Raw genomic sequence first — 24,743 nt, forward strand, 5'->3', positions numbered from 1 at the left:
TCTCATAGCAATTCGAGATGTCTCCCGTGTTTAAGCCCGTACCTCGATGAAAGGATTGAGGCTGTGCGACCCGCTGTGTTCCTCGACCGCGATGGCGTGATCAACCCATATGTAGCCCATATTCATCGCCTCGGCGCATTTCCCCTGCTCCCGGGGGTCGGTGCGGCAGTCCGGCGCCTCAACGAAGCCGGCCTATGGGTGTTTGTGGTGACGAATCAGGGCGGCGTCGGATTGGGGTATATGGACGAAAAGGATGTGCGCAGGATGCACCAACGGATGCGCCAGCGCCTTAGCGCCGAAAAAGCGCGGATCGACGCCATACGGTTTTGCCCTCATGCGCCGCGGAGCGGCTGTTCTTGCCGAAAGCCGGCCCCCGCGATGCTGCTGGACCTGATGCAGGCCTACCCCGTGGACCGGGAGCTGAGCTTTATCGTCGGGGATCGAGAATCGGACGTGGAGGCGGGACATCGCGCTGGAATTCGAGCCGTTCGCATCGGTGACGGACCGACTCGGGCGGAATTTCGAGCCCCCGACCTCCCCGCGGCCGTTAACCTTATTTTAACGTATCATCGTGTAAAACGGGAAATGAAAATCAAGAGATGATTGATCGGTAAAATGTGGTATATCCAATCATCAAGGAGCGTGAAAATATGCGGAAAGCCAGAGATTCTCTCGGGGAAGTGATGATCGACGATGCGGCCTATTACGGTGCCCAAACCGCCCGGGCGATAAAAAATTTTCCGATCAGCGGGATGCGGCTGCCCCGAGAGTTTATCCGGGCCCAGGCGCTGGTTAAAGGAGCGGCTGCCCTGGCCAATCGAGATTTGGGGCGGCTTGAGCCCGAGGTGGCCGATGCCATCGTCAACGCGGCCCAGGAAGTGGCCGAGGGCAGGTGGGACGATCATTTTGTCGTAGACGTTTATCAGGCGGGTGCGGGGACGTCCCAGAACATGAACGCCAACGAGGTGATCGCCAATCGGGCCTGTGAGTGGCTGGGGGCGGAAAAAGGCCGGACCGACCTCGTTCACCCGAACGACCACGTGAACATGGGGCAATCCACCAACGACACGATCCACACCGCGTTGCACCTGGCGGCCTGCGAATCGGTGCACACCCGGCTGATTCCCAGCGTGTCGGCGCTCATTGCAGCCTTTCGAAAAAAGCAGGAACAGTACAAGGATGTGGTGAAACTCGGGCGGACCCACCTCCAAGATGCTGTTCCCATTCGGGTCGGCCAGGAAATCGGGGGGTGGGCCGGGGCACTGGAGGCGCGTCTGAAGGACGTGCGCCACGCGGCGGACGGGCTTTTGGCGGTTGGGATTGGCGGGACGGCGGTGGGTACCGGGCTGAACGCCGGCCCGCAGTTTCCGGGAAAGGTGCTGGAGAGGCTGCGGGAATGGACGGGTTACCCCTGGCGGGAGCCCGAAGACCGATTCACCTTCATGCAAAATACTGACGCCGTGGCCGCGCTGAGCGGCTCTTTGCGGGGGCTGGCCTTGTCCCTAGGGAAAATCGCGGATGATCTCCGGCTGCTCAGTTCCGGCCCCCGGGGCGGTTTGGCCGAGTTCCGGCTGCCGGCGGTGCAACCTGGCTCTTCCATCATGCCGGGCAAAGTGAATCCGGTGATGGCTGAGATGATGAATATGATCGTGTATCAAGTGATCGGCTGTGACGCCTGCGTGGCGGCCGCCACCGCCGGAGCCCAACTGGAACTAAACGTGATGATGCCGGTGATTGCATGGAATGTCCTGCACGCTATCCGCATCCTGGGAACGGGGTGCGAAGCATTCCGGGTGCGTTGTATTGAAGGCTTGGAGGTGGATCAAGACCAGTGTCGCCACTGGGTGGAGCGGAGCACCGCTTTGGCGACGGCACTCAACCCGGTGATCGGTTATGACCGGGCGGCGGAGTTGGCAAAAAAAGCCTATCAGGAGGGCCGAACGGTGCGAGAGGTGGCGGCAGCCAGCGGCTGGGTGAGTACCGAGGATATAAACCGTCTGATGGATCTACACCGGATGACCGACCCCACGGCGTGAGAGACGAAAAATCAGCGAGCGGCGGAACGAACCGTCCCCCTTTATTGTTTTTGGCGCCGGGGACCGGTGAGCCCACTTCTGGAGTCCTCCGGACCCTGTCGGCGGTTCTCTCATAGACTGGTGTTGAACGTCACCAGCCCAGGAGGGAGAACCGATGGAGGACCAACAGAGCGCGAAGGACAACGAGGATCAGAGGAATCAAAGTGCGGAGGAGTGGCTCGGGGGATCCCCCGCTCCCGTACCGATGCCCGCCGCCTGGACAGAGCCGGTGGAATCCGGGACGCCGATGTGGCGGAACGGATATGGGTTCGATGCGGATCAAGGAGCCAGCTATCCGTCTCCTGGACTGCCGGGTCAGGGGCCGGATGAGTTGTTTTACGGGGAACCGGCGCCGGGGGAGATGGGGTACGGCGCCTGTCGGCAGATGTACGGCCCGCCGGCGGGGACGCCGGGGGCACCTGGCGCCCCTTGGGCCCCGTATGGGACGGCGGGCATGTTGCCCGGCATTCTGCCGCCGTTAGTGGAGTCAGTGCTCCCGGGCCAGGTGTCTCCTGGGGGTCCCGGCGCTCCCATGCCCGGGCAGCCTGGTTATGTCCCGGGTGCCCCGGGTGTGCCGTACGGGACGCCGGGAGGTCCAGGCGGATACCCCGGGTTGCCAGGGACCGGATACCCAGGGGGAGCGGGCTATCCCGGGGGAGGCGCGCCCATGGGCGGCCTGCCGATTCCTCCGGTCATACCGGGGTTGCCAAGCGGTGTGCCCGGAATGCCGGGGGCTCCTGGTGCCGGGGTGCCAAGCGCTGGAGTGCCTGGAGTAGGGGCACCGTGGATGCCTGGTGTTGGGGCGCCCGGGATTCCCGGGATGCCCGGGGGCGGGATGATGCCGGGTATGCCCGGGGGACCGGGAATGGGCATGCCGGGGGTGCCTGGTGTCGGTATGCCGCCCGGGGGGCCGGGAGCCGGGACGTCCGGAATGTCAGGAACCGGGGGCCCGTCTCCGGATGGTTGGGGATTTCCTCCCCTTGAAACGGGGTGGGTCCCTCGAGAACCTCTTGGTTACCTCGAACAATACCCCGTACCCGGCGCCCAGCCGGAGGACTTGCGGGCATATGACCCGCCGGCCTTGCCCGGATACACCTCGGGAGGCGCTGACACGACGGAGGGGAGACGGGAAGAGGAATCCCCTTGACCCCGACACCCGGCCCTACTGCAATGCAAGGATCCACCCCTCTTCGTTTTTCCCCCGTGGCCGAGGCGCCCCGCTACGGGCGCCTCTCCCAGACTTTGCATGATCCGGCGACCCGACGATTAGAATAGGGATGATCTGCCGTTCAGGGGAAGGGGGAGATGTTCGTGCTGGTGGATTTTCGCAACGAACCACTGACCAATTTTCAAGATCGGACGTTCCACCGTGCGATGAAAGAAGCCCTGGGAGACGTGCGTCGGGGGTTCGGCCGGGAATACCCCATGCGCATCGACGGAAGGGACCGGCTCAGCGGGCACTGGATCCGTTCGGCGGATCCGTCCCGACCGAAGGAGGTGGTCGGCCAGGTCGCTGCGGCGACCCGCGAGGACGCCATGGATGCCGTGGAAGGGGCCTGGTCCGCCTTCGAAGGTTGGGCCCGGGTGCCGGCCGAAGCCAGGGCCCGGTGTCTGTTTAAGGCGGCGGCGATCATGCGACGGCGCAAATTTCACCTGGCCGCCCTCATGTGTTTCGAGGTGGGCAAAACCTGGTCAGAAGCGGATGCCGATGTCGCCGAGGCAATCGATTTTCTGGAGTTTTACGGCCGTGAGATGATCCGCCTGGCCCGCCCCCATCCCTTGACCCGCATCCAGGGGGAAGACAACGAAGTCATTTATGAGCCCCTCGGGGTTGGGGTCGTCATTCCGCCTTGGAATTTTCCCCTCGCCATCCTCACGGGGATGACGGTGTCTTCGGTGGTGGCGGGCAACGCCGTGGTGTTAAAACCGGCCAGCGCAAGTCCGGTCATTGCCGCGGAGTTCGCAAAGATCATGGAAGAGGCAGGAATTCCGCCCGGAGTGATTCAGTTTCTTCCCGGTTCTGGCGGGGAGATCGGCGACGTGCTGGTGTCTCACCCCCAGGTGAGGTTTGTCACCTTCACCGGTTCCCGGGATGTCGGGGTTCACATCTATGAACTGGCGGCCAAAGTGCAGCCAGGGCAGAAATGGTTAAAGCGCGTCATTGCGGAAATGGGCGGCAAAGACGCCATCATTGTGGACAGTGACGCCGATCTCGACGATGCGGCCGCGGGGATCGTCACTTCAGCTTTCGGATTCGCCGGGCAAAAATGTTCCGCCTGTTCCCGGGTTATCGCCCTGGAGGACGTGTACGAGCCCATTCTGGAACGGGTCAAGGCACTCACGGAGCGACTCAAGGTGGCACCGGCGGACTTGGAAGAGGCGTCCTACGGGCCTGTGGTGGACCGGGCGGCGTATGAGAAAGTGCTTCAATACATCGAGATTGGGCAAACCGAGGGGCAACTGGTAACCGGAGGAGGTCCCGCCGAGGGGGACGGGTATTTTATCAAGCCGACGATCTTTCGCGATGTTCCGCCCGAGGCCAGGATTGCCCAGGAGGAAATCTTCGGTCCGGTGCTGGCCTTTTTTAAAGCGAAGGATTTCGACGAGGCCCTCCGGATTGCCAACGGAACCCAGTACGGCCTGACTGGAGGGGTGTATTCCCGGAATCGCGCCCATCTTGAACAGGCCAGGCGGGAATTCGAAGTCGGCAATCTCTATTTTAATCGCAAAATCACCGGGGCCTTGGTGGGGGCGCATCCGTTCGGAGGTTTTCACATGTCCGGCACCGATTCAAAAGCCGGAGGCCAGGACTACCTGCTTCTCCTGACCCAGGCCAAAGTGGTGTCTGAACGGTTCTGACCACAAAAAACCGGGGGCGTGGGGTCGCTCCCGGTTTCGTTTAGTGACGGTTCAGGAAGCCTGGGACCGCTGATCCTTGTGCGCTCTTTCCTCTTCCAGGCGGTGGACCGCAGCTGGGGTGGAATGATGTTTATAGTACCCGAAATTCAAATTGTTCGTCCGGTACCGGCCGTCCCGGCGAAAATCCACGCGATCCGCGGTCAGGCCGAAAATGATGTAAAGAACAAATGCGATGAACACGGTCCACCCGATGGCCCCGTACATCTGTTGGGACAGAAAATACGCGCTCAGGCAAAAGGCGACAAATGCCACGCCTAAGGTAGCGCCGAAAAGTCCGTACAGTTTGTTCTTCATGGTACATCCCCCCTTTGCGCAATCTCGGCGCAATCAAGTCGTCGCCATCCTCCGGCCGCCGGGGACCGTCCGGCCGGTCGGGTGGGAATCGTTCCGGCACCGCACGTCGCTTTTGACAGTGCGGACCGTGACAAGTCAGTAGATCTTAAGCTTATTATACAGCGTATCCCGCTGAACGGGAATCCGCCCGGCCTCCCGGATCAGGCGAATAAACTGTTCTTTCGGAGCCATTTGGGCCGTCTCGGCGCCGGCGGCGTGGACAATCTGTTCCTCCATGACGGTGCCGTCCAGGTCATCCACCCCGAAGGCCAGGGACACTTGAGCCATTTTTTCGCCGATCATCATCCAGAAGGCCCGGATGTGGTCAAAGTTGTCGAGCAATAGCCGGGCGGTGGCCAAGATGCGCAAATCATGATACCCCGAGGTGGTGTCTTGAATCCCATATTCCTCCGCCAGGGCGGTGTTGGCCGGGTGGAAGGCGAAGGGAAAAAAACAAGAAAACCCCCCGGTCTCATCCTGAAGTTCCCGAAGCCGCAACAAGTGGTCCACCACGTGCTCCGGCCGCTCGATGTGACCGTACAGGATGGAGGCGTTGGTGCGGATGCCCATCTGGTGGGCGGCGCGGTGGACGGCGAACCACCGGTCGGCGCTGGTTTTGTGACCGGCGATGATCCGGCGCACTTCCGGGTCGAACACTTCAGCCCCGCCCCCGAGGATCGAGTCGAGCCCCGCCTCCCGGAGCCGCTCAAGAACGGTTTCCACCGGGAGCTTGGCGATACGGGCCATGTAGTCGATCTCCACCGCCGTAAAGGCTTGCACGTGAACCCCGGGCAATATGCGTTTCGCCAGGCGCATCATCTCTTCGTAGTACGAGAGGGGCAAAGAGGCGTTCACGCCCCCGACGATGTGCAGTTCGGTGAAACCCCGCCCGGCGATCTCTTTCATCTTCGCTTCCAATTGTTCGAGGCTGAGGGCATAGGCCCCGGGTTGATCCGGTTTTATCCCAAAGGCGCACAGTTTACAACTGAGATGACAGATGTTGGTGTAATTGAGGTGGGTGTTGATGATAAAATACGCGTCATCGCCATTTTTCTGTCGCCGAACTTCGTCGGCCATCGCCCCGACCCGAAGAAGGTCCGGGGACTGAAGCAACGCCAAGCCATCCTCAAAATCGAGGCGCTCGCCGGCGGCGAATTTTCGTTCCACGGCGGCCAAGGCCGGATGGGTGGACGTGGAGAACAAGGCCGTTTCTCCTTTCCATATCGGGATCGGATCTATTCTACCATACTCGGTTGGCTCTCTGGCGCGGTTTTCGCGATTTCCCCGCTCCCAGCCGTTCTGTTAAAATGGAAGGAACGGGGGTGTTGTCGTTGCGTTATTACACGGCACCGGACTGGGGGGAGGGAAAAGGGGGGCGGGGATTTCGAGATGTGCCCTGGGGGCGGATTGCCGGGTATTTTCGGCCGTATGCCCTCCTGCTCGCCGGGGTGATCGGCTCCATCGTCTTGGGCAGCCTGCTCGGACTGGTCCAGCCTTTATTGATTCGGGGAATCATCGACCGGGCGATTCCCCAGCGGGATATGGTCCTCCTCAGTGAGTTGACCGGTCTGATCGTGGCCACCGCCCTGGCGTCGGCGGCGGTGGGCGTGCTTCAGGGTTATTTGAACGCGCGCATTGGCCAAGGCGTGATGTTCGACCTGCGCAACGAAATGTATCGGCACCTGGTCCGCATGCCTCTGCAATTTTTCACCAATACAAAAACCGGGGAGATTATGTCCCGGGTCAACAACGATGTAAACAGTCTCCAAATGGTGGTCAGCGACACGGTGGCCAACTCTCTGCGCAATGTCATCAGCGTGGTCATCACCGTGGCGACGATGTTTGCCCTCAACTGGCAGTTGGCCTTGTTGTCGCTGGTGATCTTGCCCCTTTTTATCGTTCCGACCCGCCGAGTGGGGCGGATGAATTACAACCTGCGAAAGCGAAGTCAGGAGAAGTTGGCCGATCTCAGCGCGTTGATGCAGGAGACGCTGGGGGTCAGCGGGATACTTCTGGTGAAAACGTTTAATAAAGAGCCCAGTGAAGTGGAACGGTTTGAGGCGAAAAACCGGGAGCTCATGGAGGCGCAGATGCGCCAGAGCCTGGTGGGCCGCTGGTTTTTCATGATGCTCACCACCATCTCCACGGCGGGGCCGGCGATCATCTACTGGTATGGGGGGCGCCTGGTCATGGGGGACGCCATGACCCTGGGCACGGTGGTGGCCTTCACCGCTTATCTGGGGCAACTGTACGGTCCCGTGTCCGCCTTGGCGAATATTCACGTCAATGTGATGGGGTCGGCGGCGCTGTTCAGCCGACTGTTCGAGTATCTGGATAAGCCGGTGGAGATCGAGGACCGTCCCGGGGCTGTGGATGTGGGGCGGGTTCGGGGCCAGATCCAGTTTGAAAATGTATATTTTCGCTACCGGCCTGGAGGCGAATGGGTGCTGCGGGGGATCGACCTGACCATCGAACCCGGGCAGTTGGTGGCCTTGGTGGGGCCGAGCGGGGCGGGGAAGACGACCTTGAGTTATTTGATTCCCCGGTTGTACGACCCCGAGGTGGGCCGGGTGACTTTGGATGGGCACGACCTTCGGGACGTGACATTATCGTCGCTGCACGGGCAGATTGGCGTGGTCACCCAGGAGACATTTTTATTCCACGCCTCGCTCCGGGACAATCTTCTCTACGCCAAGCCAGACGCCACCGAGGAGGAAATGGAGGCGGCGGCGAAAGCGGCTTACATCCACGACATGATCCAGAGGCTGCCGGACGGGTACGATACCTTAGTAGGGGAGCGGGGGTATAAGCTTTCCGGGGGCGAAAAGCAGCGCATCGCCCTGGCCCGGGTGATTCTCAAAAATCCCCGGATCTTGATCTTGGATGAGGCGACCTCGGCCCTGGATTCCCACTCCGAGCGCTATATCCAAGCTGCCCTTCAGCCCCTTTTCCAGGGGAGAACGTCCATTGTCATCGCCCATCGGCTGTCGACGATCCTGCGAGCGGACCAAATTGTGGTGATCGACGGCGGCCGGGTGGTGGAGAAAGGCACGCATCGGGAGCTGTTGGCCCGGGGTGGGTTGTACGCCCGGCTGTACGCCGAACAGTTCGCCGATCAGGAGGCGGGGCAACCGGTGGATGGGGAAAGCGCGCTTGAGCGGGATCTGAACGTCGCCGGGGGCGGGCAAGGCTGAACGGCGGGCCGGATTCTTCTGCATGGAATCGGCGTTGGACATTGAATTGTCGGAGGAGGTGCGGCAGTGGCTGAAGAGGGACGTATTCCCCCGGGTCAATTTGTCACGGAGCGATGGCCGATTCTGCACGCCGGCCGGGTGCCGGAGATTGACCTGGAGAGCTGGAGGCTTGAACTGTTTGGCCGGGTGGAGCAGCCGGTTCAATTCACCTATTCGGAATTCATGGCCCTGCCCCAGACTTCGTACCGGTGCGACATTCACTGTGTGACCACGTGGTCCAAATACGACAACCTGTTTGAGGGCGTGGCTTTTCGGGAGGTCCTTCGGAGGGTGAAGCTCCTGCCCGATGCCCGGTACGTGCTGGTGCACGCCTACAGGGGGTGGACCACGAATTTGCCCCTGGAGGAGTTGCTCAAAGAGGGGGTCCTTTTGGTCCATTCCCATAACGGAAAATCCCTGACTCCAAAACACGGCTGGCCCCTGCGCCTGGTGGTGCCCCATTTATATTTCTGGAAATCGGCCAAATGGGTGCGAGGACTCGAGTTTTTGGCGGAGGATGTGCCGGGATATTGGGAGGAGCGCGGATACCACATGCTCGGGGATCCCTGGCGCTCCCAGCGGTACAGGGATGATCCGGAGTGGGTGAATGGCGATCTGCAAAGGGCGCAACGAGGGGTATTCAGGTGGTATGTCGACGGGGAAAGGTGAGAAGGGACCGATGGTTCGCGTGTTTGTGTATGGAACGCTTTTGGTGGGGGAGGCAAATCACGGGGTGGTCGCTCCCCACCTGCTCAGCGTTTGCCCGGGCCGGGTGCGGGGGCGGTTGTACGACGTGGGGGCGTACCCGGCGCTGGTGTTGGACGAGGCGGCAGGGGAAGTGGAAGGCGAGTGGTTTGAGGTGACGCCGGAAGGGCTTCGGGCCATGGATGACCTGGAAGAATACCGGGGCCCGGGTCAAGCAAACGATTATGAGCGGGTGTGGGTCCGGGACGCCCGGGAGGAGCGGTCCGGGTGGGTATACGTTTGGTTGGATTCCCGGGGGTATCCGGAGATTCCAGTGGGGTCCTGGCGGGAATGGCTCGCCCAAAGGTGAAGAAAATGCCCGTGCTCAAAAATATAATTTCAACCAAACAGCGTATGAGAAGATTTATCACCGGCTCTCCGGAGATGATCCGCCGGACAGAAGAAATCTACCGGGCTGTCTTGGGGTTTTACCTGGACGTGATACATGACAATCTCGACAAACTGCCCGAATGGGACAGGAATTCCGGAACGAGGGCGCTGGAAAAACTGACGGTCCGGACAGAGCCACGCATGAACAGGAAAACCGGGAAACCATTCGGTGGCAATCCCAACCCGCCTTACCCGATTGACGCCGTTTGGCCGAAGTTCCCCGCATATTTGCGCCGGGCGATTATCTCCAAGGCGATCGGGATGGCGAAGAGTTGGCATTCCAACTACCAGCGGTGGCTCAGAAAAAAAGAAAGGATACAGGACAGAAACGAAAGGCGTGTTGCCGAAGGCAAAAAACCAATCTGCCGGGGATGAATCCCCACGGCTTCTTTGGGCACCCGTGTCTAGTCGCCGCTCGCAGTACTTGCCGGATCTTGTTCCAAAGCGACCGGTTGTCTTGCTCATCCGGATTCAAAACACCGGTGAGACTGCGCTTTGGACAACCCGTTTCCCAGCCGTCCGGGATCGGTCTGCCGGTTAAGCGGTACTTTACCCATCTCCAAGTCTTGCCGTCGAACAATTTCAACATGATGCTTTGCCCGGTGTATTCCTTATACTGGCCCGCATAAAACACGGTATGTTTGTGCCATTCCCGGGGCGGAACCGGCGGTCTATCAGCAAACTTTTTGCCCTTTGATTCCGCCCGGGCTTTCGCATTCCTCCACCGTTGCAGGTTGGAAAAAAAGGACCGGGCCGAGCCTATGGCCGTGTTGATGCAGGCCCGCCGGAACATGGCCGGGACATCTTCCGCCAAGGGAAACAACGGCGACGGATTGGTTTTTGTTTTGTGGGTTAATTTTTCAAGCCGAGTTAGCGCTTCCTCGTTTGTTAATTCCAGAATCATCTCGTGACCCTGGATGATCCCGAAATAGAAGGCCGTGATCTCGTTGAATTGATCCCCTTAATCTCCTTGACCACATCGGCCGCCGAGTCTGACGGCCATACCTTCACAAATAAGTGGATGTGGTCTGGCAGCATGGCTAACTCTAGAATCTCCCAGCCTTTCTCTTCGCACTTGGCAGTGATGATCTCCCGGCACCTAACAGCCACTGCGCCCGTTAACACCGGCTTGCGGCGTTTCGGTGTCCAAACCAAGTGGTACACGATTAAATGTACACGATGCTCATCACGTATGTAGTCCATATCATAACCGCCTGTTGATTTTGCGGTGGGTTCAAAACTCTGTCACATAAATAGCCTGAAAGGGCTACGGGCAAATGTTGCGTGATGCGTTACGGTGAAGGCGGGGTGAGGTCCGGGTCGGGCACGGCGGGTTTGCCGCATAGAAGGAAGGAGGTGTAGCTGATTGGTCGGAAAAGAGTTTCCATCCCATGGCGGGCTTGGCTGGTGATGTTCGGCCTGTTGGTGGGGAGCGTGCCAGTGCACGCCGAAGAAGCATCCGGCGGTCTTCAGGCCGTGATCGACCGGGCACCGCCCGGATCCACGGTGAAGATCGCCCCGGGAACGTATGCCGGTCCCATCACCCTGGTAAAGCCCATGACCCTCCTTGGAGGTCCGGGGGTGCGAATCGCAAACGGGGGTGGGGGTTCGGAAGACCGGCCGTTGCTCTTGGTGCAAACCAGCGGAGCGAACGTCCAGGGGGTGCAGCTAGAAGACAAACTCAGTCGTCCGAAGCACGCCACGGTGGAGGTTCGCGGCGACAACAACGTATTGTCCGACCTGACGATATCCACCGGAAGCATAGGAATCCGGCTCCAGGGCGCCGATGGCAACAAGATCCGGGGGGTGCATATCCAGGGAACGGGGGTCGGGCGATCCGGCGGGACGGTGTTCACCGTCGGGAACGGCATTGAACTGTGGAATTCTAACGACAACTGGGTGGAGAACTGTCGAATCGCCAAGGTCCAGGACGGGGTGTATCTCGATACCAGCCGCCGAAACCAGGTGCTCAATAATGTCGTTCAGGATTCTCACTACGCGGTGCACCTCATGTTCACCGGTGAGAGTGAAATCTCGGGCAATCGCTTCGCGCGAAATATCACCGGGGTCATGGTCATGGGGGACGACGGCAGCCGGGTCATCGGCAATCACATCGAGAAACAAGCCGCCAATGTACAGGCCCAAGGGATTCTGGTGTATGATTCTCACCACTGCCTGATTGCCAAGAACCACGTCATCGGCAACCGCATCGGGTTTTATGTGGATCAGGCCAGCCAGAATCGTTTTGTCGACAATACGATTGCGCAAAATTTCTTGGGACTCTATATGACAGCGTCCCGTGACAACGATTTTAATGGCAATTTGTGGATCGGAAATGTCGTTCAGGCCCAGGCGATCTCCAGTCGGGACAATCGCATGGTGGGCAATTACTGGGATGACCTGCAGGGAGTCGATGCGGACGGAGATGGGCGGTCTGACCTTCCTTACCAGGCTTCTCCTTTCCTGTTAGCGCTCACCCGGGCCGTTCCAGCTTATCAGATCTTTTTCCAGGCACCGGGGACCTTCGTGATGGAGCAGTTGTTTGCCGGTGATAGCAGGCGCTGGCTCACGGACACGGCTCCCTTGATGAAGCCACCGGACACCGGAACCGCGTCGGCACCGCCGATGGACAAAACCGTTCCGCTTGTGTCGTTTTTCCTTCTCGGACTGGGACTTTATCCATTCTTACACCATCGACCAGGGGCGTGAAAGCATGAAAATCAAACGGATGATCGGGATGCTGGCGGCGACCGCCGCCCTCAGTCTTGCTCTCGCGGGCTGCGGGAAACAAGCCGCCCAACCGGCGGCCATCGACCCCGCCGTGGACAAGTGTGCCGTCTGCCATATGACAGTCAAAGATGATCATTTTGCCACGGAGATCATTCTTACCGATGGACAGGCGCTAAAATTTGACGACCTCGGCTGCATGAACAAGTGGACCCAGCAAAATGGCACTTCTCAGGTTGCGCAGCGATTTGTCCGGGATTACAACAGCAGTCAATGGCTCAAATTCGAAGATGCCACTTATGTCTACGACCCGAATATCGTGACTCCCATGGCCTATAATGTCGTTTCCTTCCAGAATAAGGCCGATGCGGAAAACTTCCTGAAACAGTACCCGGGCGGGAACCTGTTTACGGCGGATCAGTTAGGGAGCCATAACTGGGCCCGCAACATGGAAATGATGAAAAAACTGAAAGAACAGATGCAGGGCAACATGAGCGGCGGCAGCATGAACGGAGGTAATATGAGCGGCGCGGGAATGGGGCACTAACCCAAGTGAGCGCTGTATGGATCATTGCCAAGCGGGAAATGAAGCTGGGGTACCGGAATCCCTGGGCATACTCATTTCTCGCTCTCTTCAGCGTGTTTAGCCTGGCTCTGGTTTTGATCCAGTCGAACCGGGCAGCCGGGCTGCCGGCGTATACCCATGCCACGGCGACGATGATGAACCTGATCCTCTATCTGCTGCCGATGATGACGCTGCTCTTAGGTGCTTTTTCCGTGACGGCCGAAAAGGAGGACGGCACCCGGGATCTGCTTTCGACTTATACTCTGTCTTCCGGGGCGTACATGGCGGGGAAATTTGTAGGCTTGGTCGCCGTTTTGGCGTCGATATTGGCTGTGGGGTTCGGGCTGTTCGGTCTGGTCGGGGCCTGGCTGGGGCAGGGGGTGACCCTGGCGGATCTGGCTCTGTTCCTGGGTTTTTCAGCGGCCATCCTGTTGTTGTACCTCGGGATTGCCCTCCTGATCGGGGCCCTGGCGGCCAATCGCTGGCAGGCGCTGACCATGGGGGTCGGGGTGTGGTTTGTGACGGTGCTCGCCTGGCCAACCCTTCTCATTGCTTCGTTAAATCTCATGCCCCATAGCGCCGTAAAACCGATGTTGACCCTTCTCACGTTCTGTAATCCTGCCGAATTGGTCCGTCTGTTCACCGTCATCCAGCTCGGGGCCGGATCGATCCTCGGTCCGGCCTATGTCCAGTTGGTGGAAGGGGCGTCGGGGCCTTGGGGACCGGTGGTGATGGCGGGATTCGGATTGCTGTGGCTGGCGGTTTTTCAAACGCTCGCTGTGTGGGTCTGGGAGAGGGGGCGACGCCGTGGGTGAGAAGGGCCTGGAGTGGGAAAAGATCTCAAAAACGATCCGCGGCAATATGGTGGTCCATCCTTTCAGCTTTCGGCTTCCGCCCGGACGGGTGTTGGCCCTTGCGGGCGGAAACGGTGCTGGCAAAAGTACGATCCTGCGCATGACGGTGGGCCTCCTGCGGCCGACGAGCGGGGTTATTCGAGTCAATGGGATTGAAACGGGTCGGCGGACCCGGGCTTATGTCGAACAGATCGGCTACATGCCGGATGATTTTTCCTTCTCCCCGGGTTTGACCGCCTGGGAGACCATTGCTTTTTTCGCGGGGCTCAAAGGGCTGGACCAGAAAAGAGCCCGGGATGTTTTGGAAATCGTCGGACTTGGGGCGGAGCGGGACAAGCGGGTTGGCCACTTTTCTAAGGGCATGCAGCAGCGACTGCTCTTCGCCCAAGCGATCCTGGCGGAGCCTCCCATTTTGGTGCTGGACGAGCCGACCAATGGCCTGGATCCGTACTGGGTGGACACCCTGGCAGAGCTCCTCGTCGGGGTCAAAAAGAGCGGGAGGTCGGTGGTGTTCTCGACGCACCAGCTCGATGTGGCCGAACAGGTGGCCGATGAGGTGATTTTTCTGAATCGGGGACGGGTGATCAGCTCGGGCGCGGTAGAATCTTTTTGCACCCGATACGGAGCCGGCGGTTTGGCGGCTGCCTTTGCCGAGTTGATTCGCAAAGAACCGGGCACTCGGGTGGCTTCGGAAGGGAGGGGACAACGGCGCGGCGGTTCGGGGTGACGAACTGTTCGTAGAAATGATGAGAGAAGAAAGGGAGGGCCTCCGGTGGAAGGGACGGCCCTCAACCTTTATCCGGAGGGATTAATCGGCTGCTTCGGCAACACCGGCGCTGCCGTTGGCCGCATTGGGGCTACCGTCCGCCTCGCTTTTTTTCGGGTACGGTTGTCCCGGATGAGTCGCTGCCCATAGGACTTCATCCAATTTCTTGGGCGAGGCCACGTCTTCCTGGCTCCAGTCCATCTGTTCGGACACCATGGCCATGGGGGCATTGTGGCCGTTGCGGGCGTCGAGGGGATAGGTCGGGGGCACGGCGTCGTAGGGCGCAAAATCCGGATGGGTGGTGAAGGCGTTGATCATCGGCAGGGCCGCGGCGTCGTACTGGGTCATCGGCTTCATGCCGAGAATCAGTTCTATGGTCTTCAACATGGAGGCCGTATCGTAAAAAGTGCTATCCACGGTGCCGCCCCGTTGGGTATACGGGCTGATCACCAGCGCTTCGGTCCGGTGGGCGTCCACGTGGTCCAAGCCGTCCTGGGAATCGTCCTCGATCACGAAAATGGCCGTGTTTTTCCAATAGGGAGAATGGCTCACCGTATGGACGAGTTTTCCGAGGGCGTAGTCATTCTGGGCCACATAGGCCTGGGGTGTGAGGGCTCCAGGTTTGGTGCCCATGGTGTGGTCGTTGGGCAATCGAACGATCTCGAACTGAGGCAGATTTCCATTTTTCACGTATTGTTGAAATTCCTCATTCCACTTGTCAAAGCGGGTCAGGTCAGAGATGTTCAAATCCCAACCAGGATAATCGGGATCATAGTTTTGCCCGATGCTGGGGTCGGTGGGAACCCATTTGCCAGTCTTGGAGTCTTTCTCCACGAACTCCCCATAGTCCCGAAACGACACTCCGGACTTTGTCGCGTCATTCCAGATGAATCCATTTTGTGGGTAGGTCGCGGGGTTTGTGCCCTCGAAATCATATCCCCGGTTCCGGCCGCTGTAGTTGGCCAGCCAGTTTTTCTCTACGTAATCATTGGCTTCGGCGGCGGTAGACCAGTTGTGCCCGTCTGCGCTGACCTCGGCGTCGGTGTAGGTGTTGTCGAGGAGCACGAACTGGTTGGCCAACTTGTGAAGATTCGGGGTGATGTCCTTGCCGAATTCGGTCAGGGACGGGTCACTGTTGCCTTTGCCCATGTCGCCGAACACCTGGTCGTAGGTGCGATTTTCTTTGATGACATAGATCACGTGCTTAATCGGGGAATCCTGGCCGAGGAATCGGGGGATGGGAAACCGGTCCGTCCGGCCGTCACCAGGGCGCCCGTTGGACCCAGGCCCATAAGCGGGTTGATTGTTGCGCTTCACTTGCTCGGTGTAACGCAGGAGTTCGCCTGGGTTCGGGGCGTCAATGATGGAAAGAGTGCCGCTTATCATATTCCCGATATACTGCCCTTGAGTGTTGGGTCCGGCCCCGAGGCCCTTGGCGTTAAGGACCAGGATCTGCTTTCCCCTGTCCGTTGTGTATACTCCAGTGGGGTACCAACCGGTGGGGATGAGGCCTTTGACATCAGCCCGGGCGGTGGGGGACCCTTTGCCGAGATCGACGACGGCGATGTCGTTGTTGCCGGCATTGGCCACGTAGAGGGTGCGGCCATCCGGGCTCACGGTGAGGGCATCCGGTTGGCTTCCGGGCAGGGCGCCTCGATAGGGAGCGAGGGAAATGGTCTGAACGACCTTTTGCCGGGAGGGGTCGATCACCGAGAGGGTATCACTGTCCGAGTTGGCCACATAGATCGCGCCGGTGCGGGGGTTCAGGGCCAGGGCATTCGGGTGAAGACCGACCTTGATGGTGGCCTGGGTCTGTAGGGTGTCCGGATCCAGAGCGGTCACCGTGTCTTCGCCCCAGTTGGTGACGTAAAGGGTTTTTCCGTCTTGGGAGAGAAGAGAGGTGTACGGGTATTGGCCGACGTTCCCCTGGGCCACCACCTTGCCCGTGGAGGTGTCGATTTTGACCACGGTATTATACAGGTTGTTGACGACATACAAGAAGCCGCCGTCTGCGGAAACGGTCAGTCCCGCGGGATACGCATTTCCCTTTTGGTTATTGGCCTTGGGCCCCGGGGTTAGACCGATGAGCACAATGGGGGATTGCTCGGACAGTTGGCCGTCGCGAAGCTGGAACACGCGGATCTTGTTGTTACCGCCTGCCGAGGCGTACAGCGTCTTTCCGTCCGGGCTAAAAGCCACGCCGAGATAGAGGGCTTCCGGAGACTTGTAGGGTATGGTCTGAATGACCTTTTGCTGTTTGAGATCAATGACTTGAAGGGACTGGGTGCCTTGCCCGTCGTTCGAGACCACCAGGTATCGACCGTCTGGGCTGAGGGCGCCACCCATCGGGAAATCTCCCAGGGTGACCTGCTTCCCAGCGGGGGTCACGACCCAGTCGTAGGAGGTGACCGCGGTGCCATTTGATTGAGGCCCGGCCTCCCGGGCCCATGCGGATCCCGGTGCTAAGCCGGTCCCTAACATGAGCGCAGCCATGGCTGCACCCGCCACCCACCTTTTTCGTGCAATCCTCCGCTCCTTCATGCGTCTCTCCTCCTTGTTTTGTTGATTCTTCCAACGCCCGGCAATCACCGGACATGTCCTATGATAGACTCGGCGTGTAAAGATAGAAACGTTATAAATCTGAAGATTGTGTAATGTTTGTGGGTCATAGTACTGCGAAAAAAGGATCATGTGACGCATGCTTGACAGACCATACAATCGTCAGTAAACTGTTTTCAACGAAACCCGGCTTGGTGGGCGGGTGACGTATCTGTACAGTTGCAGTGTTGGAGCGTGAGAGATCGTTCTTTTCTTAACAATTTCATACCTGGAACGGGTGCCCGAGGCCATTGTTCGGAAAGAGCGCTGGCTCGGGAAAACGGGAAGTCGGGTGCAAGTCCCGCGCGGTCCCGCCACTGTAACGAGGAACTGCCTTACATGGCGCCACTGGGAAACTGGGAAGGCGTAGGGCGGTGATGAATCGAAGCCAGGATACCGGCCCGTTTCCAAAAGAACTCTACCCTACGAGGTATAGGGGGTGGTTCACTGTGAGGCGATCGCACCGTTCTTTGCCTGGTGTCCTCTGCTTGATGCGGGATTTCGCAGGACTGGCGGAGCACAGAAAAGCAGGTCTTTGAGCGGTGATGAATGGTCCGGATGTTTGAAAACCCCTTAACATGTTCGTGGTTAAGGGGTTTTGCTATGTCCTGAAGAAAACAAGACGGTCGAAGATTTGGGGGAGTGAAGATGGTCAGGTGGGTTATTCTGGTTCTGTTTATGGCCTTTTGGCTCCCGCGCCAAGCTTATGCCATGCACATTATGGAAGGCTATCTTCCCTTGGGTTGGTGTCTTTTTTGGGCGGTGTTATGTCTGCCCGCTTTAATCCTCGGGACTCGTTCTTTACAAAAACAAGCCGGGGACAATCTGAAGATGAAGCTTGTATTGGCGCTTTCGGCGGCCTTTGCTTTTGTGCTGTCGGCTCTCAAGCTTCCATCGGTCACAGGAAGCAGTTCACATCCGACCGGAGTGGGTCTGGGCGCCGTTTTGTTCGGTCCTATGGCGATGAGTGTCGTCGGTTGCATCATCCTATTGTTTCAGGCGCTGCTCCTGGCCCATGGCGGGATCACGACCCTTGGCGCCAACACGTTCTCCATGGCCGTTGTCGGGCCCACAGTGTCCTATCTTGTATTCCGTGTGGTCCATAAATATGGATTCGGGCGAGGAGTAGCTGTATTTCTTGCTGCCGCTTTGGGTGACTTATCGACATATGTTACGACGTCGTTCCAGTTGGCTTTAGCGTTTCCCGCCCCTATCGGGGGAGTAGCGGCATCATTTTGGAAATTCGCATCGATTTTTGCCGTCACCCAGGTTCCGCTCGCCGTCAGCGAAGGGCTGCTCACGGTTATCATGGTGAACGGGGTGATGAAATATAATCCCGAGGTTCTGAGCCGAGCGATGAACCTGGCTGAGGAGGCGCACCATGAGGCATAACCATCATCGGCGTTGGGGGAAAAATGGATTTCTCGGATTATTGGCGGTCGCTTTAGCGGCATTGCCGTTATTGACTCTCAGAACAGCGGAGTTCCAAGGATCGGATGATCAAGGGAAGGAAATGGTACACCAACTGGATCCGAACTACCGGCCCTGGTTTTCCCCTTTATGGGAACCCCCGGGCAGTGAGATCGAGAGTTTGTTGTTTTCCCTCCAGGCAGCCTTGGGTGCCGGGGTTGTCGGCTATGCCATTGGCTATCTTCATGCCCGCAGAAGGGATCGCCATGAGTCCGATTGATCGATGGGCCCATGCCAACCGGTGGCGCAGGCTCCATCCGCTGCAAAAAACCGTTTTTGCCGCGGCTTTGGGAGGAAGTGCGTTTGTCTTTCCCACCCCGGTAGCGGCGATGATACCTGTGATCGCGGGACTTTTCCTGAGATACGGGGCCGGGATCCCCGTACGGGCGTTCCTTCGCTTCATGGCGCTGCCGTTGTCGTTTTTGTCGCTTGGTGCGATCCCGCTCTTGGTTCAAGTACAGCCTTCAGGATTTTCTCTTGTTTGGTCGATGGATGGAATCCCCGGCTGGTGGATTGGAGTGAACGGAGAAGGGGTTCGGACGGCGGTGACCGTGTGGGTCAGGGCGCTGGCCGTAACCTCTTCGATGTACGTCCTGGCGCTCACCACGCCGGTGCCGGATCTCGTGGACATGTTGCGCCGGGTGAACGTGCCCGAGATTCTCTTGGAAGTGATGCATCTCATGTATCGCTATTTGTTTATTCTCATGGAAATGGCTCAACAAACGTATGTGGCTCAGTCCTCTCGGCTGGGGTATCAGTCATGGAGCCGGAGCTTGTCTTCCCTTGGTCGTCTGGGGGCGGCGTTGGCCGTCAAGAGCCGCCTGGAGGTGGAGGATCTTCACCGAGCACTGATCTCGCGGGGGTACCGCGGGCGACTGACTGTCCTGCCGCCTCCATGGGCGGTGTGTCTCAAAACCGCCGCCTGGATGGGCGCGGCCGTGGTGGGTCTGGCGGTTGCGGCTTGGCTTGTGGGGAGGCGGTTGCATGGATAAGCCGACCTTCGAATTAGAAGGCGTCGAGTATAACTATGAAGATGGAACCCAGGCTCTGCAGGGCGTATCCCTAGGTATTGAACGCGGAAAAAAAGTCGCTTTTCTTGGTTCCAACGGTGCGGGAAAATCGACGTTATTCCTGCATTTGAACGGGATTTTGCGCCCGTTTCGCGGCCGAATCCTGTTTCGGGGGCAGGAGGTTCGGTACGCCCGCAAAGAGCTTGCTCGACTGCGAGCCAAGGTCGGGATCGTCTTTCAGAACCCGGATCGACAAGTTGTGATCGGTCATGTATGGGAGGATGTGTCTTTTGGGCCTATGAACTTGGGGTTGTCCCCGCCTGAAGTTGAGGCGAGGGTGGAGGAGGCACTGAACATCACCGGACTTTGGGATCTGCGGGACAAAGCCGTGCATCTCCTCAGTTACGGCCAAAAAAAGCGGGTTGCGTTGGCCGGAGTTTTGGCCATGAAACCGGAAGTGATGATTCTCGATGAGCCCACCGCTTCCCTCGACCCTGGACAGGTTCACGCGTTGCTCGAATTGTTAGAGCGTTTACACCGTCAAGGAATCCAAATCGTTCTGTCGACCCACGATGTGGACTTTGCCTATGCGTGGGCGGATTGGGTCGTGATCATGCATGCCGGGCGCGTTCTCGCCGAGGGCTTGCCCAAGGATGTGTTCAGTGACACGGACATTCTGAAAAGGGTATCTCTGACGAAACCGGTGTTGTGGAGGGTCTGGGAGGAATTGAACAAAGCGGGTCTGTATGATGGTGGGCCCCCCAGAACGGTGGAAGAACTGTCTGCGCTTATTGCCCGAGCGGCGGCCGATAGGCGCCCGACCTTCGGGTAATGCGGCAATCAGGGAAAGGTGGAAATACCGTGTTTACCGATACGGAAAGACAAGCACTTTACAAAGTCATCCGAACACGCCGTGATGTTCGATCGTTTCTTCCCGACCCCATTCCACAAGACAAGCTCGATCGCATATTGGAGGCGGCCCATCATGCACCCTCGGTGGGTTTTATGCAACCGTGGAATTTTATCTTAATTACAGACCAAGAAGTGAAAGAGCGCCTGTCTTGGGCTGCTGACAAGGAACGCCGTGCTCTCGCGATTCACTATGAAGACGACCGGAAGGATCTTTTTCTCAGTCTCAAGGTGGAGGCATTGCGGGAAGCCCCACTGACCATTTGTGTGACCTGCGATCCGACCCGGGGGGGCGATCACGTTCTCGGGAGGAACTCGATACCTGAAACGGATATCCTGTCTACGGCGTGTGCCATTCAAAATATGTGGCTGGCGGCTTGTGCCGAAGGGCTGGCGATGGGATGGGTCAGTTTTTATAAGAAAACAGATATTCGCAGCATCCTTTCGATTCCACCCCACATTGATCCAGTGGCCCTCCTGTCGGTTGGCTATACCGATCATTATCCGCCCATGCCTCTCTTGGAAATGGTGGGATGGGAGAAGCGACGGCCGCTTGATTCACTGATCTTTAGGAACAAGTGGGGACTGTAGCCCGTCACGTCAACAAGGGTTGTTGTCGTGTGCCACCAGTGGCATCCCCTAGGTGCCCACGAAACGGCTGAGTTCGCCCAGTGGACGCGATTCGGCAAACTTGCCGGTGGAACGAAAATGGATCGGGGACCAGGCGTTGGGTGTAGGGCACAAAGACATTGGTCAGCGCAGAAAATGTTGTCGCATACGAACGACCGGTCGTCTCCTCGGCAAAAATGCGGTAAGATAGAGTTGGACGTGCCGGTTTTGGCAGGTGTACTGTCCGACTTCTCGAAATAAATATGAGGGTGTTTGAAAATGTCATGAGGAGGAATCCGTGATGCGCGAAGCGGTGATCGTTGATGCAATCCGCACCCCCATCGGCCGGAGGAAGGGGAGTCTGGCCCAGGTCCATCCGGTGGATCTGTTGGGCGGGGTGTTGAAACAGTTGGTGAGTCGCAACGGACTCGACGCCGCGGCGGTGGACGATGTGATCGTCGGCTGCGTGGATCAGGTGGGGGAACAATCGGTTAACATCGGGCGCAATGCCTGGTTGTCCGCGGGGTTGCCCGAGTCGGTGCCGGCGGTGACCATCGACCGTCAGTGCGGCTCGAGCTTGCAGGCGCTGCATTTTGCCGCCCAGGGCGTCATGGCGGGGGTGTATGACATTGCCATTGCCGCCGGGGTAGAGTCAATGACCCGGGTCCCGATGATGAGCACCATCGGGGTGCATGGGGTCCCCATGACCCGCGACCTTCAAGAGCGATACCGGATGGACCGGTGGAACCGGCAATTTTTCGACCAGGCTTTGGGGGCCGAGATGATCGCCAAACAGTGGGGATTCACCCGGGAGGATCTCGACCGCTTTGGACTGAGGAGTCATGAGCTCGCGACAAAAGCCCGGCAGAAGGGGTGTTTTGCCCGGGAGATCGTGCCGGTTCAAGTTCCGGTGCCCGACGCCCCGGGCGAATACAGGACTTTTGCGGAGGACGAGGGGATCCGTCCGGATACGAGCCTTGAGAAGATGCTGGCCCTGCCCCCAGCTTTTGAGGACTTGGAACTCATCACCGCGGGCAACGCCAGCCAGATCTCGGACGGGGCGAGCGCGGCCCTGGTCATGAGCCGGGAGATGGCGGAGCGCCTCGGGCTTCGGCCCAGGGCCCGGTTTGTCGCCTTTGCGGCGGTGGGGGTGGATCCGGTGACGATGCTGACCGGCCCGATTCCGGCGACTCAGAAGGTGCTCGATCGGGCCGGCCTGAAAGTGGAGGATATCGATCTGTTTGAGGTGAACGAGGCCTTCGCGTCGGTGGTGCTGGCCTGGCAGAAAGAGATCGGAGCGCCTTGGGATAAAGTCAATGTCCACGGCGGGGCTGTGGCCATCGGGCATCCCCTCGGAGCTACCGGTACCCGGATCACTGCCACGCTGCTCAATGGGCTGGAGGAGCGCAAAGGGCGCTACGGACTCATGGCGATTTGTGAAGGCGGCGGGATGGCCAACGCCACGATTATCGAGCGTATTCCGGAATGATCGGGGCTTCGGGGCGGTGAACGCCGGTTGTGGACTTGAGTGACTGGTTCGGGAGGCCCGGGATGGGACCGCCGGGCCCCGGTTGTCGCCCGGGGGCCAGGCGCGGGAGGTTCGGGACCTCCGGGGCGGCGGTCACCGGCCGCCGGCCCCGGGCTCTACCGGGTCGCTGCTCCGGGATGTGGCGAGGCTACCGCTCGTGGCTGCTCCGGGCGCCACTCCCGGGGTGCCGGCTCAGGTTTGTTCCGGGGGCGCCGGCCCGGGATTGCACCCCAGGCTTCGCGTTTCGCGATATGGTCGTCAAAATGGAGGGAAAGTCGTGATTCTCGCATCACCGGAACGAATTCGCGAATATACGGCGGAGGGGTACTGGGGCACGGAGACCCTCTGGGACCGATTCCGCCAGTACGCCCGGGTCCACCCGGACCGGGTGGCTTTGGTGGACCCGCCCAACAAAGAAGAATTGGTGGGTCTTTCCCCGGAGAGGCTGACGTATCGGGAGTTGGAGCAAGCCGTGGGGGCCGTGGCCCAAGCTTTGGTGGACCGGGGCCTGCGGAAAGACGATGTGGTGATGGTTCAGCTTCCGAACGTGTGGGAGTTGGCGATGCTTTACTTGGCCGTCGCCCGGGCGGGGGGCGTGATCGCCCCGATTCCCGTTCAGTGGCGGGCCAAGGAGTTCAGCTATATCGCCGGCCTCACCGAAGCCGCCATGTTCATCACCACCCGCCAGTTTCGCGGTTTCAGCGGCTTGGACATGGCCCGGCAACTTCAAGGACAGTTGCCCGCCCTGCGGGAGATTCTGACTCTGGAAGACGTTCGAGAGATGGCCCGGGGCGCGTATGATGAAGAGCGGCTGGGCGCCATCCCGATGGACGCGAACGATATTTTCACCATCTGTTGGACCTCGGGCACCGAGGCGGAGCCAAAGGGCTGTCCCCTCAGCCACAACAACTGGCTGTTTCAGGCCCGAATGCTATCCAAGGCCACGGGCTTTGGGCCACACCAGACCCAGTTGTGTGTCGCACCTTTGGTGAACATGACGGCGGTGGGGGTGAATTTTATCCCCTGGCTGACCTTTGGCGGAACTTTCGTGTTGCACCATCCTTTTGACGCTGAGATTTTTATCGGCCAAATGGTGCAGGAGCAGGTTAATTTCACCATCTTGGTTCCGGCGGTTATCAATATGATCGCCAAGCACCCCAATGTGGATCAGTTTGACCTCCGGGCGGTGCGGACCATCACCACGGGGTCGGCGCCGCCGTCGCTGTGGGCGATGCAGGAGTTCAAACGGCGATGGGGCAGCGAGATCGTGAACATCTGGGGGCAGAACGAGGGGACGGGGCTGGTGGCCGGGCCGGTGGATGTGCCGGATCTGGCGCGCCGGGCGGACCGGTTTCCGGATTGGGGGAAGTCCGGCGTGGACTGGGTGGTCCAGGGAGTGCGGACGAAACTGGTGGATCCCGTCACCAAGGGGGTGCTCACCGAAGTCGGCGCCGTGGGGGAACTGGCCTACCGGGGGCCCAACGTGATGGCCGGGTATTACGGGCGGCCGGACCTCACCGCCAAGGCCTTCGACGAGGACGGATATTTTTATACGGGCGACCTGTTCCAGCGCAAAGAAGAGAACTTTATCGGATTTTTTGATCGAAAAAAGGATATTATCATCCGCGGCGGGTTCAACATCAGCGCCCAGGAGGTGGAAAATACCCTTCTTGGTCACCCGAAGGTGGCGGATGTGGCGGCGGTGGCGATGCCCGATCCGGTGCTCGGTGAACGCACCTGCGTGTACGTGGTGCCCCGGGATCCGGGGGATCCCCCGACCTTGGAGGAACTGGTGGAGTTCATGAAAAACCGTGGAGTCGCCGTCTACAAGTGGCCGGAACGATTGGAGTTGATCGAGGCGATTCCCCGCAATCCGGTCGGGAAGATTTTGAAGAAGGAGCTCCGCGAGGATCTACGGGCGAAGATGGGGGCGGGTGAGGAGAGTCCATCCGTGCCTCTGGCGGGGACCGAGGGGTGAAACCTAGAGAGCGTCAGAAGAGTTTAGGAGATTCG

The 24,743-nt window shown here is 59.3% G+C and carries 23 protein-coding genes and 1 riboswitch; of the genes, 19 read left to right on the top strand and 4 right to left on the bottom strand.

Annotation, left to right across the window (positions count from 1 at the left end):
- Positions 1 to 63: 63 nt before the first annotated feature.
- The 4 genes from CVV65_RS04015 to pruA all read left to right on the top strand — a co-directional run bounded on the left by CVV65_RS04015 (position 64) and on the right by pruA (position 4,934).
- On the top strand, positions 64 to 603 hold the full coding sequence (locus CVV65_RS04015) for a D-glycero-alpha-D-manno-heptose-1,7-bisphosphate 7-phosphatase (protein WP_100667046.1): 540 nt from the start codon (positions 64 to 66) through the stop codon (positions 601 to 603).
- 47 nt (positions 604 to 650) lie between these two features.
- Entirely contained in the window at positions 651 to 2,036 is a 1,386-nt protein-coding gene (locus CVV65_RS04020) for a class II fumarate hydratase (RefSeq protein ID WP_100667047.1), read from the top strand.
- Positions 2,037 to 2,190: 154 nt separating this feature from the next.
- The gene (locus CVV65_RS04025; RefSeq protein WP_100667048.1) at positions 2,191 to 3,222 is read left to right on the top strand and encodes a hypothetical protein; all 1,032 of its coding nucleotides are present in this window, start codon (positions 2,191 to 2,193) and stop codon (positions 3,220 to 3,222) included.
- 164 nt (positions 3,223 to 3,386) lie between these two features.
- The gene (pruA, locus tag CVV65_RS04030; protein WP_100669162.1) at positions 3,387 to 4,934 is read left to right on the top strand and encodes an L-glutamate gamma-semialdehyde dehydrogenase; all 1,548 of its coding nucleotides are present in this window, start codon (positions 3,387 to 3,389) and stop codon (positions 4,932 to 4,934) included.
- A 51-nt stretch (positions 4,935 to 4,985) separates the two neighbouring features.
- Here pruA and CVV65_RS04035 read toward each other — a convergent pair whose 3' ends face one another.
- On the bottom strand, positions 4,986 to 5,288 hold the full coding sequence (locus CVV65_RS04035) for a hypothetical protein (RefSeq protein WP_100667049.1): 303 nt from the start codon (positions 5,286 to 5,288) through the stop codon (positions 4,986 to 4,988).
- A gap of 135 nt (positions 5,289 to 5,423) precedes the next feature.
- The gene (gene mqnE, locus CVV65_RS04040; RefSeq protein WP_100667050.1) at positions 5,424 to 6,530 is read right to left on the bottom strand and encodes an aminofutalosine synthase MqnE; all 1,107 of its coding nucleotides are present in this window, start codon (positions 6,528 to 6,530) and stop codon (positions 5,424 to 5,426) included.
- A 119-nt stretch (positions 6,531 to 6,649) separates the two neighbouring features.
- On the opposite strand from mqnE, the gene CVV65_RS04045 reads away from it, so the two are divergent.
- The 4 genes from CVV65_RS04045 to CVV65_RS04060 all read left to right on the top strand — a co-directional run bounded on the left by CVV65_RS04045 (position 6,650) and on the right by CVV65_RS04060 (position 10,069).
- Positions 6,650 to 8,521 carry an ABC transporter ATP-binding protein gene (locus CVV65_RS04045; RefSeq protein ID WP_232796705.1) on the top strand — a complete coding sequence of 624 codons (1,872 nt, stop codon included), beginning with the start codon at positions 6,650 to 6,652 and terminating at the stop codon, positions 8,519 to 8,521.
- A gap of 66 nt (positions 8,522 to 8,587) precedes the next feature.
- A complete protein-coding gene (locus CVV65_RS04050) occupies positions 8,588 to 9,229 on the top strand; it encodes a sulfite oxidase-like oxidoreductase (protein WP_232796706.1) in 642 nt (213 codons plus the stop codon).
- Between the two features lie 10 nt (positions 9,230 to 9,239).
- Positions 9,240 to 9,614 carry a gamma-glutamylcyclotransferase family protein gene (locus CVV65_RS04055; protein ID WP_100669166.1) on the top strand — a complete coding sequence of 125 codons (375 nt, stop codon included), beginning with the start codon at positions 9,240 to 9,242 and terminating at the stop codon, positions 9,612 to 9,614.
- Positions 9,596 to 10,069: a hypothetical protein gene (locus CVV65_RS04060; protein WP_232796707.1), complete on the top strand. Its 474-nt coding sequence runs from the start codon at positions 9,596 to 9,598 to the stop codon at positions 10,067 to 10,069. Before CVV65_RS04055 ends, CVV65_RS04060 begins: the two co-directional genes overlap by 19 nt.
- A 525-nt stretch (positions 10,070 to 10,594) precedes the next feature.
- Here CVV65_RS04060 and tnpA read toward each other — a convergent pair.
- Positions 10,595 to 10,897, bottom strand: a complete 303-nt coding sequence (tnpA, locus tag CVV65_RS17390) for an IS200/IS605 family transposase (RefSeq protein WP_100667053.1) — start codon at positions 10,895 to 10,897, stop codon at positions 10,595 to 10,597.
- A gap of 207 nt (positions 10,898 to 11,104) precedes the next feature.
- Here tnpA and CVV65_RS04075 point away from each other — a divergent pair, with 207 nt between their 5' ends.
- From CVV65_RS04075 to CVV65_RS04090, 4 genes are read left to right on the top strand one after another with little or no spacing between them, the layout of a single operon-like run.
- Positions 11,105 to 12,403 carry a right-handed parallel beta-helix repeat-containing protein gene (locus CVV65_RS04075; RefSeq protein ID WP_100667054.1) on the top strand — a complete coding sequence of 433 codons (1,299 nt, stop codon included), beginning with the start codon at positions 11,105 to 11,107 and terminating at the stop codon, positions 12,401 to 12,403.
- Positions 12,404 to 12,422: 19 nt separating this feature from the next.
- The gene (locus tag CVV65_RS04080) at positions 12,423 to 12,968 is read left to right on the top strand and encodes a nitrous oxide reductase accessory protein NosL (RefSeq protein ID WP_232796708.1); all 546 of its coding nucleotides are present in this window, start codon (positions 12,423 to 12,425) and stop codon (positions 12,966 to 12,968) included.
- A gap of 5 nt (positions 12,969 to 12,973) precedes the next feature.
- The gene (locus CVV65_RS04085) at positions 12,974 to 13,801 is read left to right on the top strand and encodes an ABC transporter permease (RefSeq protein ID WP_100667056.1); all 828 of its coding nucleotides are present in this window, start codon (positions 12,974 to 12,976) and stop codon (positions 13,799 to 13,801) included.
- Entirely contained in the window at positions 13,794 to 14,567 is a 774-nt protein-coding gene (locus CVV65_RS04090) for an ABC transporter ATP-binding protein (RefSeq protein WP_100667057.1), read from the top strand. The genes CVV65_RS04085 and CVV65_RS04090 overlap by 8 nt, the downstream gene beginning before the upstream one ends.
- A gap of 81 nt (positions 14,568 to 14,648) precedes the next feature.
- On the opposite strand, the gene CVV65_RS04095 is transcribed toward CVV65_RS04090, so the two are convergent.
- Positions 14,649 to 17,147 (bottom strand): bifunctional YncE family protein/alkaline phosphatase family protein, encoded by a 2,499-nt coding sequence (locus CVV65_RS04095; RefSeq protein WP_100667058.1) that lies wholly within the window; start codon positions 17,145 to 17,147, stop codon positions 14,649 to 14,651.
- A gap of 276 nt (positions 17,148 to 17,423) precedes the next feature.
- Positions 17,424 to 17,623: riboswitch (cobalamin riboswitch) on the top strand.
- A 229-nt stretch (positions 17,624 to 17,852) separates the two neighbouring features.
- On the opposite strand from CVV65_RS04095, the gene CVV65_RS04100 reads away from it, so the two are divergent.
- From CVV65_RS04100 to CVV65_RS04130, 7 genes are all read left to right on the top strand, one after another.
- Positions 17,853 to 18,596 (top strand): energy-coupling factor ABC transporter permease, encoded by a 744-nt coding sequence (locus tag CVV65_RS04100; protein ID WP_100667059.1) that lies wholly within the window; start codon positions 17,853 to 17,855, stop codon positions 18,594 to 18,596.
- Complete coding sequence (locus CVV65_RS04105) at positions 18,586 to 18,894, top strand: energy-coupling factor ABC transporter substrate-binding protein (RefSeq protein WP_100667060.1); 309 nt, start codon at positions 18,586 to 18,588, stop codon at positions 18,892 to 18,894. The genes CVV65_RS04100 and CVV65_RS04105 overlap by 11 nt, the downstream gene beginning before the upstream one ends.
- On the top strand, positions 18,881 to 19,666 hold the full coding sequence (cbiQ, locus tag CVV65_RS04110; RefSeq protein WP_157935369.1) for a cobalt ECF transporter T component CbiQ: 786 nt from the start codon (positions 18,881 to 18,883) through the stop codon (positions 19,664 to 19,666). The genes CVV65_RS04105 and cbiQ overlap by 14 nt, the downstream gene beginning before the upstream one ends.
- A complete protein-coding gene (locus tag CVV65_RS04115; RefSeq protein ID WP_100667062.1) occupies positions 19,659 to 20,516 on the top strand; it encodes an energy-coupling factor ABC transporter ATP-binding protein in 858 nt (285 codons plus the stop codon). The genes cbiQ and CVV65_RS04115 overlap by 8 nt, the downstream gene beginning before the upstream one ends.
- 29 nt (positions 20,517 to 20,545) lie before the next feature.
- Positions 20,546 to 21,184, top strand: coding sequence for a 5,6-dimethylbenzimidazole synthase (gene bluB, locus CVV65_RS04120; RefSeq protein WP_100667063.1), 639 nt, complete (start codon positions 20,546 to 20,548; stop codon positions 21,182 to 21,184).
- A 319-nt stretch (positions 21,185 to 21,503) separates the two neighbouring features.
- Positions 21,504 to 22,691 carry a thiolase family protein gene (locus CVV65_RS04125; protein ID WP_100667064.1) on the top strand — a complete coding sequence of 396 codons (1,188 nt, stop codon included), beginning with the start codon at positions 21,504 to 21,506 and terminating at the stop codon, positions 22,689 to 22,691.
- 316 nt (positions 22,692 to 23,007) lie between these two features.
- On the top strand, positions 23,008 to 24,708 hold the full coding sequence (locus CVV65_RS04130) for a class I adenylate-forming enzyme family protein (RefSeq protein WP_100667065.1): 1,701 nt from the start codon (positions 23,008 to 23,010) through the stop codon (positions 24,706 to 24,708).
- Positions 24,709 to 24,743: the final 35 nt, after the last annotated feature.

The organism is Kyrpidia spormannii, assembly GCF_002804065.1.
Lineage (GTDB): Bacteria > Bacillota > Bacilli > Kyrpidiales > Kyrpidiaceae > Kyrpidia > Kyrpidia spormannii.

Excerpts from the sequence above, each read along its gene's own strand:
- CVV65_RS04020 (WP_100667047.1), top strand. The coding sequence starts at position 651 with ATGCGGAAAGCCAGAGATTCTCTCGGGGAAGTGATGATCGACGATGCG.
- CVV65_RS04025 (WP_100667048.1), top strand. The coding sequence starts at position 2,191 with ATGGAGGACCAACAGAGCGCGAAGGACAACGAGGATCAGAGGAATCAA.
- CVV65_RS04035 (WP_100667049.1), bottom strand. The coding sequence starts at position 5,288 with ATGAAGAACAAACTGTACGGACTTTTCGGCGCTACCTTAGGCGTGGCA.
- CVV65_RS04055 (WP_100669166.1), top strand. The coding sequence starts at position 9,240 with ATGGTTCGCGTGTTTGTGTATGGAACGCTTTTGGTGGGGGAGGCAAAT.
- CVV65_RS04060 (WP_232796707.1), top strand. The coding sequence starts at position 9,596 with ATGGCTCGCCCAAAGGTGAAGAAAATGCCCGTGCTCAAAAATATAATT.
- tnpA (WP_100667053.1), bottom strand. The coding sequence starts at position 10,897 with ATGGACTACATACGTGATGAGCATCGTGTACATTTAATCGTGTACCAC.
- CVV65_RS04075 (WP_100667054.1), top strand. The coding sequence starts at position 11,105 with ATGTTCGGCCTGTTGGTGGGGAGCGTGCCAGTGCACGCCGAAGAAGCA.
- CVV65_RS04080 (WP_232796708.1), top strand. The coding sequence starts at position 12,423 with ATGATCGGGATGCTGGCGGCGACCGCCGCCCTCAGTCTTGCTCTCGCG.
- CVV65_RS04095 (WP_100667058.1), bottom strand. The coding sequence starts at position 17,147 with ATGAAGGAGCGGAGGATTGCACGAAAAAGGTGGGTGGCGGGTGCAGCC.
- CVV65_RS04100 (WP_100667059.1), top strand. The coding sequence starts at position 17,853 with ATGGTCAGGTGGGTTATTCTGGTTCTGTTTATGGCCTTTTGGCTCCCG.
- CVV65_RS04105 (WP_100667060.1), top strand. The coding sequence starts at position 18,586 with ATGAGGCATAACCATCATCGGCGTTGGGGGAAAAATGGATTTCTCGGA.
- cbiQ (WP_157935369.1), top strand. The coding sequence starts at position 18,881 with ATGAGTCCGATTGATCGATGGGCCCATGCCAACCGGTGGCGCAGGCTC.
- CVV65_RS04115 (WP_100667062.1), top strand. The coding sequence starts at position 19,659 with ATGGATAAGCCGACCTTCGAATTAGAAGGCGTCGAGTATAACTATGAA.
- CVV65_RS04125 (WP_100667064.1), top strand. The coding sequence starts at position 21,504 with ATGCGCGAAGCGGTGATCGTTGATGCAATCCGCACCCCCATCGGCCGG.